This window comes from Variovorax sp. LjRoot175 (assembly GCF_964253805.1).
Taxonomy (GTDB): Bacteria; Pseudomonadota; Gammaproteobacteria; order Burkholderiales; family Burkholderiaceae_C; genus Variovorax.
Genome location: NZ_CAXURY020000002.1, coordinates 23638 through 36070, shown reverse-complemented (window position 1 = coordinate 36070; position 12433 = coordinate 23638). Strand labels below are relative to the sequence as shown.

Annotated in this window: 10 protein-coding genes; 9 read left to right on the top strand and 1 reads right to left on the bottom strand. The window is 67.7% G+C overall.

What is annotated here, in order from left to right; all coding sequences use genetic code 11:
- Positions 1-36 precede the first annotated feature (36 nt).
- Together ACSQ89_RS30020 and ACSQ89_RS30015 are read left to right on the top strand one after the other, a co-directional pair.
- The gene (locus ACSQ89_RS30020) at positions 37-660 is read left to right on the top strand and encodes a 4-carboxy-4-hydroxy-2-oxoadipate aldolase/oxaloacetate decarboxylase (protein WP_436296670.1); all 624 of its coding nucleotides are present in this window, start codon (positions 37-39) and stop codon (positions 658-660) included.
- Positions 661-759: 99 nt separating this feature from the next.
- Positions 760-894, top strand: coding sequence for a hypothetical protein (locus tag ACSQ89_RS30015; RefSeq protein ID WP_436296669.1), 135 nt, complete (start codon positions 760-762; stop codon positions 892-894).
- A 14-nt stretch (positions 895-908) separates the two neighbouring features.
- On the opposite strand, the gene ACSQ89_RS30010 is transcribed toward ACSQ89_RS30015, so the two are convergent.
- The gene (locus ACSQ89_RS30010; RefSeq protein WP_436296668.1) at positions 909-2513 is read right to left on the bottom strand and encodes a hypothetical protein; all 1605 of its coding nucleotides are present in this window, start codon (positions 2511-2513) and stop codon (positions 909-911) included.
- Positions 2514-3450: 937 nt separating this feature from the next.
- On the opposite strand from ACSQ89_RS30010, the gene ACSQ89_RS30005 reads away from it, so the two are divergent.
- The 7 genes from ACSQ89_RS30005 (at position 3451) to ACSQ89_RS29975 (ending at position 12412) form a co-directional block, all read left to right on the top strand.
- Positions 3451-4338, top strand: coding sequence for a helix-turn-helix domain-containing protein (locus ACSQ89_RS30005; protein ID WP_436296667.1), 888 nt, complete (start codon positions 3451-3453; stop codon positions 4336-4338).
- A 149-nt stretch (positions 4339-4487) separates the two neighbouring features.
- Positions 4488-7493, top strand: a complete 3006-nt coding sequence (locus tag ACSQ89_RS30000) for a xanthine dehydrogenase family protein molybdopterin-binding subunit (RefSeq protein WP_436296666.1) — start codon at positions 4488-4490, stop codon at positions 7491-7493.
- Positions 7490-8326, top strand: coding sequence for an FAD binding domain-containing protein (locus ACSQ89_RS29995; protein WP_436296665.1), 837 nt, complete (start codon positions 7490-7492; stop codon positions 8324-8326). The genes ACSQ89_RS30000 and ACSQ89_RS29995 overlap by 4 nt, the downstream gene beginning before the upstream one ends.
- Positions 8323-8838 carry a (2Fe-2S)-binding protein gene (locus tag ACSQ89_RS29990; RefSeq protein WP_436296664.1) on the top strand — a complete coding sequence of 172 codons (516 nt, stop codon included), beginning with the start codon at positions 8323-8325 and terminating at the stop codon, positions 8836-8838. Before ACSQ89_RS29995 ends, ACSQ89_RS29990 begins: the two co-directional genes overlap by 4 nt.
- Entirely contained in the window at positions 8831-10405 is a 1575-nt protein-coding gene (locus ACSQ89_RS29985) for an AMP-binding protein (RefSeq protein ID WP_436296663.1), read from the top strand. Before ACSQ89_RS29990 ends, ACSQ89_RS29985 begins: the two co-directional genes overlap by 8 nt.
- Entirely contained in the window at positions 10392-11204 is an 813-nt protein-coding gene (locus ACSQ89_RS29980; protein ID WP_436296662.1) for an enoyl-CoA hydratase/isomerase family protein, read from the top strand. The genes ACSQ89_RS29985 and ACSQ89_RS29980 overlap by 14 nt, the downstream gene beginning before the upstream one ends.
- 38 nt (positions 11205-11242) lie before the next feature.
- The gene (locus tag ACSQ89_RS29975) at positions 11243-12412 is read left to right on the top strand and encodes an ABC transporter substrate-binding protein (protein WP_436296661.1); all 1170 of its coding nucleotides are present in this window, start codon (positions 11243-11245) and stop codon (positions 12410-12412) included.
- The last annotated feature ends 21 nt before the right edge of the window (positions 12413-12433 follow it).

Below are 12433 nucleotides of genomic sequence, written 5' to 3'. Positions count from 1 at the left end.
CCTCATCCATTTATGACGAACGCCATCTCATCCGACATGCTCAAGACGCTGCGCGACCTGGGTGCAGCAACCATCTACGAGGCGCAGGGCGCCAAAGGCGCCCTGGACAGCGGCATGAAGCCGATCGACCCTGCATCTCGCCTTGCGGGGCCGGCGCTGACCGTCGACGCGCGCCCCGCGGACAATCTGATTCTTCATTACGCGGTGCAGAAAGCCAAGCCTGGTGATGTGCTCGTGGTCGACGCCAAGGGCTTCATGGAAGCCGGCCCCTGGGGCGACGTCCTCACGGCCCAAGCGATGAAGCTGGGTATCGCCGGTCTCGTGATCAGCGGTTGCGTGCGCGATGCCAATTTGATCGTGGGTTTGGGCTTTCCGGTTTTCTGTCGCGGCCTGTCCATCAAGGGCACCGGGAAGAACCAGCCAGGCCGGGTGAATGTTCCGATCTCGATCGGCGACGTGCTGATCAGTCCCGGCGACATCATCGTCGGCGACCGCGACGGCGTGGTGGTCGTGGCACAGGACGAGGTGCGCTCTGTCATTGCCAGCAGTGTGATGCGCGAGGAAAAGGAAGGCGGTCAGCGCAGGGCCATCGAGTCAGGGACGTCGACGGTTGATCTGCTAAAGCTCGCCCCCGCTCTTGAGCGCCTTGGATTGGTGTAGGGCGATCACCTTCGAACGGCAGACCGCTTTACCGGTCGGGCTGATCCAGAGCAGTTCATCCAATGGCAGAAGGAGAACCCCTTTCCCCGGAAGACCACGTTGGTCGAACGAACCGTCGATGCTTGTAGCGCGCTGAAGGTGATCGCCGAATGGCAAGACCTCAGAGCGCCAGAGCAAAAGGAGGAATGCAACTACACCGCACTAGATTCCTTGACCAACCTGAATTTGTATTGATTGCGTCAAGTTTTCTACGCCGCAATGTGGGCCTCGTCGCACCATGAATTGACGGCAGCTTCGGTGGCGTGGAATTGCCGCAAGGCCTGCGGTGAATTGCCCGGCGCTGCGGGTACGACGGGAGCCATTGCCGGACGCAAGATGCGGGAGTACACGCGGGTGTAGAACAGCGCCGTTCGCAGCCCTTCGTCGGTGAGCCGATAGCGATGGGTCTTGGGCAGTCGCTCTATCAGGCCGTGCAGACGCAGGCGTCGCAGCTCGTAGCTCATCCGCCCCGGCGAGATTTCGTCGGCACGCTTGCCGAGCAGGACGGCGAAGTGCTGGCGCAGGTCTTTGTTCGTGAACCCGCGCGCGACGAACACGAACATCAGCACCGCGTTGAGTACGGCTTGTGCATTGACGTCACCGAAGCGCAGCGCGCTCGCCCGCTGGCCTTCGATCTGACGCGGTCGCTGCAGGTGCTGGAAGGTATCGTCCCCCAGCGCGCAGTCGTGGCTGATCTGCTCGATCTGCAGCAGCCGCCGGTTTGCGGCAAAGCCGATGCGGCGCAACTCGCTCAGGTTCTTCAACAGCCGCCCGCCGAAGTCGCGCGTGTCGTTGATGGTGGTCTCGGTCCTCAAGGCCTGAGCCTCCTTGTGGTACTGCTTGATACGTGAGCGCTTGTAGTCCACATGCAGCGAAGGCGTGACGCCTTCGGTGATCACCCGGGTGCGGAACCCTCCCGGGGTGCGCCGGTTCACCCGGCGATCGAAGATGAGTTGCACCTGGCCGGGCCGCCCGATGTCCAGGTTCTCGCGGATGACCTGCTCGAAGAAGATGCGCCCGGCCACCGGCCGATCGAGCACCTGCGCCAGCGCGAACTCGGCCTGCAGGATCGACACGCCGTAGCGGTAGCCAGCCCTGCGATCGTGTCGATCGAACGGATGGTGCAGTCGCGCCAGCCACTTGCGCAGCAGCCGGTCGATCTTCTTGTCGTCCAGCCCATCGCAGATGCGCTGCAGCGCCTTGGGGTCGGCGCAAGACAGCACACCGTTGTCGAGCGCCTCGAACTCGATGCCGCGTTTGCGCAGCTGGCATTTGGCGTACTCGTTGCCGTTGATGCACAGCTTGGCGTTGTAGGGGAAGTACGAGCAGAACTTCAGGAAGAAGGGACCGAAGTCCTCGTCGACGCAGTAGAAGTAGTAGTGGTTGACCATGGCCGAACCGTCCACCACCCACGGGTAGGTCATGCCGGTGGTGGCGCTGCGTCGACGTTCGGTGCGCACGACGCGGGCCTTCTCCTGCGCCCGCCCGACGTACAGCACGCCTTCGTCGGCATCGAACTGCTGCAGGTACTGCTGCGTGACGTCGTCCTTGCGTTGGTGCTTGCCGAAGCTCACTAGCTCCACGCCCTGATCGGCGACAAAGCGCTCGATGCTGGCCACGAACGCCTCGGTCTTGGGCGCCACCCCGGCGGTCGAGGCAAAGCGCTGGCCCAGATGGCCGCGCAGGTACCACACGACGCCACCGATGCGCTGCAACTGCGGCACGTAGACGTTGAGATACATGCGGTCGATGCACTCGCTTTCGAGCACGACGTGGTTGCGCAGCACTTCGCAGACGCTGTGTGGTAATTTCATGGCCGGCTCCGGTCGTCCACGGGGTCTTCGGACCCCATTGAGCTTCGAGCTCGTACATCTCTGGGCCTGGCCCAGCCGGCTCGACCGGAGCCACCTTACACCGCGGCCCCCACCGCCGCGAGCGCACCCGTATCACTCGTCGGTCTGAGGCGGAGCCTCGTTAGCAAACGGCAAACTTCTGTCGGCATCCGTCGAGAAGCTGGGCGACAACAACGGATCCAGTTCGTTAAGCGTGAACCCCGATGGTCGCAGCCTTAAGGCTACCGTCACAGCGCGGCCACATGGCTCCCAGTTCGATAGGAAACGAGGATGGATGGAAATCCGTGTCGCCGCAAAGCGCGGGCCGCCGGGCGAAAACTGTCATGCGACACAGTAGTTGAGGACACTATTTGTCCTCCATTTCTCGGATGGTGAAATGAGGCGTGCGCTGTCGCACTGCGCTGAGTCTGGCGATACGCCGGCCTGCTGGCGCGACGCCATGCGAAGGGTTCGGCGGGGATGGGAGCCAGGCCCGCCCAGGCGCAGGCACTGGGAAGGCAGGGCAAGAGCGAGTAGGGCAGGGTGGCGGGGCCGCCGCCAGCCGGACCGGCCCAATACCTCCAGCCATGCGCCGTGCGATGGGACCCGACGGCAGCGGGATAGGCGGCTGGGATCGACCAGATGAGTGGACGGGGCCAGCCTGACCGTGACCTCAGCGGACCTCCACCAAGCGAAACGCGCGAGATCTTGTGTCAACGGGTTTTGCCGCCAGCGCAAACCGCAGCATGACGGTGGTGCCTGTGCCCACCTCGCTGCGGACCTCGGCACTGCCGCCGGGTTGTCGTGCGTCCGCCTGTCGGACCGAATGTCGCCACAGCGGGTGCGGATTCCCCCGATGGCGCAAGATTCCGGGCGAACTATGCTGCCAGCGTCCACCTGACCCATCCGAGCCGCTCCCTTGTCCAAAGCCATCAAGATCTTCCAGGGCCGCTTCGGCCGCGTCGCCTTGCTGGACATGACGGCATCACTGGTGCCGCACGCGCACCACCATTGCCACATCCTCATCAAGGCCGGTGGGGCCGACGGCGCCTTCGCCGTGCGCGGTGAGCGCCAGCCGCTGACCGACGAGACGGCGGTGCTGGTCAATGCTTGGGAGCCGCACGCCTACATCCACGAGGCGCCGCCTGAGGCGCAGACGCTGATCCTGGCACTGTACATCGAGCCGTCGTGGCTGGCGGACATCCAGCGTTCGTTGTCGCTGTCGGCGCACCCCCGCTTCTTTCCCCAATCGTGTGTCGGCATCCGGCCCGGCACGCGCAAGATCGTCGAGGAGTTCGTGCTCGAACTGTGGTGGGCCGACGAGGTGGCCGCCGCGCGGCTGGAGGACCTGCTGTTCAACCTGGTGATCTCGGTCATCGACAGCTATTCGGGCTGGCGCGATCTCGCCGGCCTGCTGCGCACCCGGCCACCCACGGCGATGGACCCGCGCACGCGCAAGGTGATCTCCCACATGCGCGCGAACCTCTCGCGCGACTTCGACATGGAAGACCTGGCAGCGCATGCCGGCCTGTCGCGCGCACACTTCTTCTCGCTGTTCCAGCGCGACACCCACGTCACGCCGGCGGTGTACGCCAACGTGCTGCGCTTCGAGGCCGCGGTGCAGCGGCTGTCGCATTCGAGCGAGCCGGTCGGCGATGTGGCGCATGACCTTGGCTTCTCGGCCTCGACGCACTTCGCGCGCTTCTTCCGTCAACACCAGGGCATCACGCCGACCGACTACCGACGCGTCGTCAACCTGTTCGATCCCCCCGCGCAGTCTTCGACCACGCGCGAGCCCCAGATCTAGCCGCTTTCCGCGCTGCAGCAGGCAAATCGCCGGACTTCGCGAACCAAAATCAGACGAATTGGTCCTTCACTGGACGCTGGCGTTCACGCTGATGAACGGCCCTGCCTACGCTCTGTGCACAGAGACAAAGCAAGCAGGAGACCAGCGAAATGCACAGCGAACCGGCCCTCGCGCAGCAACTGCGCCGGCCCCTCCTCGGCCAGCCGATCGAGCGGCTCGAAGACGCAGCCCTGCTAACCGGCCGCGGCCGCTACGGCGACGACCTGGGCGTGACCCCCGGCACGCTGCACGCCGCCGTGTTGCGCTCGCCGCATGCCCACGCCGAGCTGGTCGCGGTCGATGCGGCCGCGGCGCTGGCGATGCCCGGCGTGCGCGCGGTGCTCACGGGAGAAGACGTCGAGCGCTGGTCGCAGCCTTTCGTGGTCGGGGTCAAACAACCGATGCAGCATTGGGCGCTGGCGGTGGACCGCGTGCGCTATGCCGGCGAGCCGGTCGCCGTGGTAGTGGCCGAAGACCGCTATCTCGCCGAGGACGCGCTCGACGCCATTCGCGTCGAGTACCGCGCGCTGCTCGCGGTGGTGAACATCGAACGCGCCATCGAAGCCGACGCGCCGCTGCTGCACGCCGGCGTTGGCAGCAACGTGGTGTCGGACCGGCAGTTCGCCTACGGCGATGCCGCCGCAGCTTTTGCCTACGCACCGCACCGCGTGGCGCTCACGGTGCACTACCCGCGCAACACCTGCACGCCGATCGAATGCGGTGTCGTCGTCGCCGAGCACCTGCCGGGCGACGAGGGCTACGACGTGCTGTCGAACTTCATGGGGCCGTTCTCGCTGCATGCCGTGATGGCACTGGCTTTGCAGGTGCCGGGCAACAAGCTGCGCCATCGCATCCCGCGCGACTCGGGCGGCAGCTTCGGCGTCAAGCAGGCGGTGTTTCCGTACGTGGTGCTGATGTGCCTGGCCTCGCGCAAGGCCGGCGCCCCGGTCAAGTGGGTCGAGGACCGGCTGGAGCACCTGACCGCCGCGACCTCGGCGACCGCCCGGCTGACCACGATCGAGGCCGCGGTGAACGCCGAGGGCCGCGTGCTGGCACTGCGCTACGACCAGATGGACGAGGTCGGTGGCTACCTGCGCGCGCCCGAGCCGGCCACCTTCTACCGCATGCACGGCGCCCTGACCGGCGCCTACGACATCGCGAACCTCGAGGTGCGCAACCGCGTGGTCGTGACCAACAAGACGCCGACTGGCCTGGTGCGCGGCTTCGGTGGTCCGCAGGTGTACTTCGCGCTGGAACGCCTGATGGACCGCATCGCCGTCGAGCTGAACATCGACGCGTTCGAGCTGCGGCGTCGCAATTTCGTGGCGGCGGACCGTTTCCCGTACCACGCCGCAGCGGGCGCGGTGCTCGACTCCGGCGACTACGTGCAGGCCCTGGACCTGGCCCGCGCCGCGGCCGACATGCCCGCGCTGGTCGCGCGGCGCGATGCGGCCCGCGCGGCCGGCAAGCTCTACGGCATCGGCTGCGCGGCCATCGTCGAACCATCGGTGTCGAACATGGGCTACATCAGCACGGTGCTCACGCCCGCGCAGCGCGCCAAGGCCGGGCCGAAGAACGGCGCGATCGCGAGCGCCACGGTGTCGATCGACCTGCTGGGCGGTATCAACGTCGGCATCGCTTCGGCGCCGGCCGGGCAGGGCCACATGACGGTGTGCGCACAGGTCGTGGCCGACGTGTTCGGCCTGAAGCCGGAACAGGTCGTCGTCAACGTCGAGTTCGACACCGCCAAGGACGCATGGTCGGTGGCGGCGGGCAACTACTCCAGCCGCTTCGCCGGCGCGGTCGCAGGCACGGTGCACCTGGCCGCGGTCAAGCTGCGCGACAAGCTGGCGCGTATCGCGGCGGCGCAGTTCGACTGTGCGCTCGACCAGATCGTGTTTGTCCAGGGCCAGGTGATGGACAGCCGACAGCCCGAGCGCAGCCAGCCCTTTACCCGCCTCGCCGCGAGCTCTCACTGGGCGCCCGCACTGCTGCCCGAAGGCATGGTGCCCGGCTTGCGCGAGACCGCTTTCTGGACCCCCGAGACACTGGCCGCGCCGGACGCGAACGACCGCGTCAACACCTCGGCCGCGTATGGCTTCGTGTTCGACATATGCGGCCTCGAGGTCGATCCGGACACTGGCCGGGTGCGCGTCGACCGCTACATCACGGCGCACGACGCCGGCCGTATCCTCAACCCGGCACTGGCCGACGGGCAGATCTGCGGCGCGTTCGCGCAAGGCCTCGGCGCCGCGCTGTACGAGGAGTTCCGCTACGCGGCGGACGGCGGCTTCCAATCCGGCACGCTGGCCGACTATCTGATTCCCACGGCCTGCGAGGTGCCCGACCCGGTGATCGTCCACATGGAGACGCCCTCGCCTTTCACGCCGCTCGGCGCCAAGGGGCTGGGCGAAGGCAACAACATGAGCACGCCGGTGTGCATTGCCAATGCGTTCGCCGATGCGCTGCGACCGCTGCGCGATGTGGACGATGTGCGGCTGCCGCTGACGCCCTCGCGCGTGCTGGCCGCGATCGGCGCGGATGAACCCGCACCGCCGGCCTCGATGGCGCAAGCAGCAGCACCCGCGCTGCCGGCGGGCGACGGCCTTGCGCTGCGCGCCAGCGGCGTGGTCGACATCGCCGCACCGCCGGAACGCGTGTTCGCGGTGCTGCTCGACCCGGTGGCGCTGGCCAAAGTGATTCCGGGCTGCCATGCGCTCGACGCGATCGGCGCCAACCGCTATCGCGCCGACGTCACGGTCGGCGTCGGGCTCGTGAAGGCGCGCTACGAGGCACAGATCGCGCTGTCGGAGATCGACCCGCCGCACAGCCTGCGGCTCGCCGGGCAAGGCAGCTCCTCGCTGGGCACCGGCGCCGGCAGCGGCACGGTGCGTCTCGCGCGCAGCGGCAGCGGCACGCGCCTGCACTACGACTACGCAGCACAGGTCGGCGGCAAGGTGGCCGCAGTTGGCAGCCGCATGCTCGAAGGCGCCGCACGCATCGTGCTCGCGCAGTTGTTCGAATCGCTCGGGCGGCAGGCGACGGGCGCCGCACCGCTCACGGCGTGGCAGCGACTGCGGCGCCGTCTCGGCATCGGTGCGAAGGAGCACGCATGAAACCGGCAGCCTTCGACTACCTGCGCGCCGACAGCGCGGACGCGGCAGTCGCCGCACTCGCCGCGCACGGCGACGACGCGCGCATCCTCGCGGGCGGCCAGTCGCTGATGGCGGTGCTGAACATGCGCCTCGCACAACCGTCGCTCTTGATCGACATCTCGCGCTCGGCGCCGCTCGCGAAGGTGAGCACCGAGCCGGGCGGCTGGCTGCGCATCGGCGCTGCGGCCACGCAGGCCAGCATCGAATGGCGCCCCGGCTTGAGGCAGGAGCTGCCGCTGCTGGCGCTGGCCTTCCCGCACATCTCGCATTTCCAGATTCGCAATCGTGGCACCGTCGCGGGTTCGATCGCGCACGCCGACCCCTCGGCCGAGCTGCCGCTGTGCCTGCTGGCGCTCGAAGGCGAAGTGGTGCTGCGCAACGCGAAGCGCACGCGACGCGTGAAGGCACAGGACTTCTTCACCGGCATGCTGAGCACGGCGCGCGCGAACGACGAGCTGCTCGAGGCGGTGCGCTTTCCGCTGGGCCAACCGGGCGCGGGCCACGGCTTCGAGGAGTTCTCGATGCGCCACGGCGATTTCGCGGTCTGCGCGGTGGCCGCGATGGCCGATGCAAAGCGCCTGCGCATTGCCGTGGGCGGTGTCGCCGACCGGCCGACCGCGCGCGACTTTCCTTTGCTCGACGGCAGCGCCCTGGACGACGCACTCAACGAATTTGCGTGGTCGCTGGACGCGCGCGACGAACCGCAGGCGAGCGCCGCGCTGCGCCGCCAACTGGTGCGACGCCTCGGCCGGCGCGCCGCCGATCAAGCCCTATCGAACCGGAGTTCCTCATGACCGTCCTGGCCCGCGACGCACTGCATCCGGTGCGCCTCCATCTCAACGGCAGCGCGCGCAGCGCCCAGGTGCAGCCGCGCATGCTGCTGAGCGACTTCCTGCGCCACGCGCTCGGCGCGACCGGCACCCACGTGGGCTGCGAGCACGGCGTCTGCGGCGCCTGCACGGTGCGCATCGACGGCGTGGCCCAGCGCGCCTGCATGACGCTGGCGGTGCAGGCCGACGGGCGGCGTGTCGACACGGTGGAAGGCCTGGCCGACGCGCAGGGCCTGCTGAACGACCTGCAGGCGGGCTTCAAGCGCCATCACGCGCTGCAATGCGGTTTCTGCACTGCCGGCATCCTGATGTCGTGCGCCGACTGGCTCGGCCGTGTGAGCCAACCGAGTGAGGGCGAGGTGCGCGAGATGCTCTCGGGCCACCTGTGCCGCTGCACCGGCTACACGCCGATCGTCGCCGCCGTGCTCGAGGTGGCACGCGCGCGCCACGCGGCGAAGGAAGCCACCCATGCTTGACCTCGGCCGCACGCTGCTCCAAAGCATCGAACGCAGCCCACGCGCCACGGCACTGGTGGACGGCGCGCTGCGCTTGAGCTATACCGACTGGGCGCTGCGCGTTGGCGCCGTACAGCAGGGCCTGGCCCGGGCCGGCCTGCGACGCGGCGACCACCTGCTGGTCGTGATGCAGAACCGCTGGGAGATGGCCACGCTGCACTGGGCCTGCCAGTTCGCGGGCATCGTGATCACGCCCTTGAACTGGCGCGCCAAGAGCGAGGACATCGACTACTGCCTGGCCGATTCCGGCGCGCGGGCACTGGTCTGCGAGCCGGCGGCCGAAGCCGCGCTGGCGGGTTCCGCACTGACGGCACAGCGCATCCGCATCGGCGTCGGCGAGGTGCAGGGCGCGACCATCGCCTTCGAGGAATGGCTCGCCGCGCCGTGCGAACCGATACCGCGCGCCGCAGCCGACGACCTCTCGCTGATGCTCTACACCTCGGGCACGACCGGCAAGCCCAAGGGCGTGCCGCGCCGCCAGCGCGCCGAGCGCATCGCCGCGCTCGCCCACGTCGCGCAGAACCGCTACGCCATCAGTGAACGCACGCTCGGCGTGATGCCGCTGTATCACACCATGGGCGTGCGTTCGCTGCTCGCGCTGGCGCTGCTCGATGGCTGCTTCGTCTGCATACCGAAGTTCGATGCGCGCTCGGCGCTCGCCGCCATCGAACGGGAGCGGATCACGCACCTCTATCTGGTGCCGACGCTCTATCACGACCTGCTGTCGCATACCGACTTCGCGCAGACTGACGTGACGAGCGTGAGTAAGCTCGGCTTCGCTGGTGCGCCGATGCACGACGGACTGCTGCAGCGGCTCGACGCGGCGTTCCGGCCCGAGCTGTTCGTCAATCACTACGGCAGTTCGGAGATCTACACCTTCGCCATCAGCCAGAACGCGGTGGCCAAGCCGGGCGCCGCGGGCCGGGCCGGCATGAACACGCGACTGCGGGTGATTCCGCTCGACGCGGAGACGCCGGAGCGGAACGTCGCGCAGGGCGAAGAGGGCCAGATCATTGCCGACCTCCTCGGCGACGAAGCCTTCGAGGGCTATCACAACCGCCCTGACGCGAACGCGAAAAGCCTGCGCGACGGCTGGTACTTCACCGGCGACACCGGCTATGTCGATGCCGACGGCGACCTGTACGTGACCGGACGTGTCGACGACATGATCATCAGCGGCGGCGAGAACATTTCGCCGGTCGACATCGAGTCGGTGCTGTCGCTGCACCCGGCGGTCGACGAAGTGGCCGTGGCCGGCCTGCGCGACGAGCGCTGGGGCCAGAAGGTGGTGGCCTTCGTGAAGATGCGCGCACCGGTCGCGCCCGACGCGCTCGACGCCCATTGCCGTGTCTCCGACCTCGTCAACTTCAAGCGTCCGCGCGAGTACGTGTTCGTGCACGAAATACCGAAATCCCCTGTCGGCAAGGTGCTGCGCCGCAAGCTCGTCGCCGGCGAGTTCGAGCAGGCCGCGCCCATGCCACCGACCCCTCCCCTTCACCCCAAGGAAACGCCAGATGAAACTCAATGAACTCGGCCATCCGGCGCTCACGCTGCCGGTCGATCTCGACGGCTTCTCGGTGCACATCGATGCAGAGCGCGAACGCGCCGACATCGTGCTCGCGCGCCCGCCCTTCAACGTAATCAGCATGCGCGGACGCGAGCAGCTGCGCATCACCTTCGAGGCGCTGGATGCCGACGCTCGGGTGCGCGTGATCGTGCTGCGCGCCGAGGGCGAGCATTTCTCCAGCGGCGGCGACATCCGCGGCTTTCTGGAAGCGTCGCCCGAACATGTGTCGAAGCTGGCCTGGAACGTGGCGGCGCCGACGCGCTGCAGCAAGCCGGTGATTGCGGCCGGCCGCGGCTACTGCTTCGGTGTCGGCTTCGAGATCTCGCTGGCCTGCGACTTCCGCCTCGCCACCGAGACCACGCTGTACGCCCTGCCCGAACAGAAGCTCGGCCAGATCCCGGGTTCGGGCGGCTCGGCGCGGCTGCAGAAGATGGTCGGCATCACGCGCACAAAGGACATCGTGATGCGCTCGCGCCGCATCGGCGGCCGCCAGGCCTTCGACTGGGGCGTGGCCACCGAATGCGTGCCCGACGCTGAACTCGAATCCGCGACCGATGCGCTGGTCGACGAACTGCGCAGCTTCTCGCCGCTGGCCCAGCGCACCGCCAAGAAGCTGCTCAACGACACCGAGGACTCGCCGCTGTCGATCGCAATCGAACTCGAAGGCCACTGCTATTCGCGGCTGCGCAGCTCCGAAGATTTTCGCGAAGGCGTCGAGGCCTTCCATGCCAAGCGGCGCGCCAACTTCACCGGCAAGTGATTCCCATTTTGTTTAAGAACCACCCCAAGGAGACAGACATGAAGACACTCGCACGCACCGCCTTCCTTGCCGCACTGGCCGCACCGCTCGTCGCCGCGGCGCAGACCGCCCCGATCAGGATCGGCGTGGTCACGCCGCTGTCGGGCACCTATGCCGGCATCGGCCAGCAGGTCAAGTGGGGCCTCGACCTCGCGGCCGCGCAGATCAACGCGGGCGACGGCGTGATGGGCCGCAAGCTCGAGCTGATCTACGAAGACGAAGAGGCCAACCCTGCCGTCGCGACGCAGAAGGCCGAGAAGCTGTTCCAGGTCAACAAGGTCGACTTCCTGACGGGCACGGTCAACTCCGGCTCGACGCTCGCCGTAGGCCAGCTGGCCGAGCGCAACAACAAGCTGATCGCGACCACGGTGTCGTTCGCGGATTCGATCACCACCGACAAGTGCTCGCCCAATGTATTCCGCGTCAATGCGCGCGCCGGCATGCAGTCGGCGGCGCTGGCCGAGTGGCTGGCCAAGGAGAAGCCGCAGGCCAACGTGTTCTACCTCGGCCCTGACTACGAGATGGGCCGCAGCACGGTGGCGGCCTTCAAGTCGGCGGCCGAAGCCAAGGGCTCGAAGACGGTGGGCGAGGTCTACGCGCCGCTCGACAACAAGGACTACTCGCCCTTCTTCGGCCAGGTGCGCTCGTCGCGGCCGGGCGTGATCTACACCTCGGTCGCCGGCAACGACACGGTGCGCCTGTTCAGCCAGCTCGCCGAGTTCGGCGTGTCGCGCAACGTGCAGATCGTGGGCGCCTCTGGCACCGTGACCTCGCAGAACCTGGCCGCGATCGGCAAGGCGGCCGACGGCTTCGTCACCGGCGTGGGCTATTCGCCCAGCATCGACAGCGCCGAGAACAGGAAGTTCGTGAGCGAGTTCGAAGCCGCCGCCAAGGCCAAGCCCGACCTGTACGGCGCCGATTCCTACGGCGTGCTGTTCTTCTACAAGGCGGCCGTCGAGAAGGCGAAGAGCACCGACACCGACAAGGTGCGCACGGCCATGCGCGGCATCGAATGGCAGACGCCGCAGGGCACCAAGACCCTGCGCGCCGGCGACCACCAGGCCATGCAGGAGATGTATGCGGTGCGCGTGGTTGGCGGTGAATTCAAGATCGTTAGCAAGGTCGGCGCGGTCGCGGCGATCGGCGCCGATACCTGCACCCGGTTCTGAGCCGGTCCGCCTCGTTTCAGG

Excerpts from the sequence above, each read along its gene's own strand:
- ACSQ89_RS29990 (WP_436296664.1), top strand. The coding sequence starts at position 8,323 with ATGACCGTCCTGGCCCGCGACGCACTGCATCCGGTGCGCCTCCATCTC.
- ACSQ89_RS30000 (WP_436296666.1), top strand. The coding sequence starts at position 4,488 with ATGCACAGCGAACCGGCCCTCGCGCAGCAACTGCGCCGGCCCCTCCTC.
- ACSQ89_RS29985 (WP_436296663.1), top strand. The coding sequence starts at position 8,831 with ATGCTTGACCTCGGCCGCACGCTGCTCCAAAGCATCGAACGCAGCCCA.
- ACSQ89_RS29995 (WP_436296665.1), top strand. The coding sequence starts at position 7,490 with ATGAAACCGGCAGCCTTCGACTACCTGCGCGCCGACAGCGCGGACGCG.
- ACSQ89_RS30010 (WP_436296668.1), bottom strand. The coding sequence starts at position 2,513 with ATGAAATTACCACACAGCGTCTGCGAAGTGCTGCGCAACCACGTCGTG.
- ACSQ89_RS29980 (WP_436296662.1), top strand. The coding sequence starts at position 10,392 with ATGAAACTCAATGAACTCGGCCATCCGGCGCTCACGCTGCCGGTCGAT.
- ACSQ89_RS29975 (WP_436296661.1), top strand. The coding sequence starts at position 11,243 with ATGAAGACACTCGCACGCACCGCCTTCCTTGCCGCACTGGCCGCACCG.
- ACSQ89_RS30020 (WP_436296670.1), top strand. The coding sequence starts at position 37 with ATGCTCAAGACGCTGCGCGACCTGGGTGCAGCAACCATCTACGAGGCG.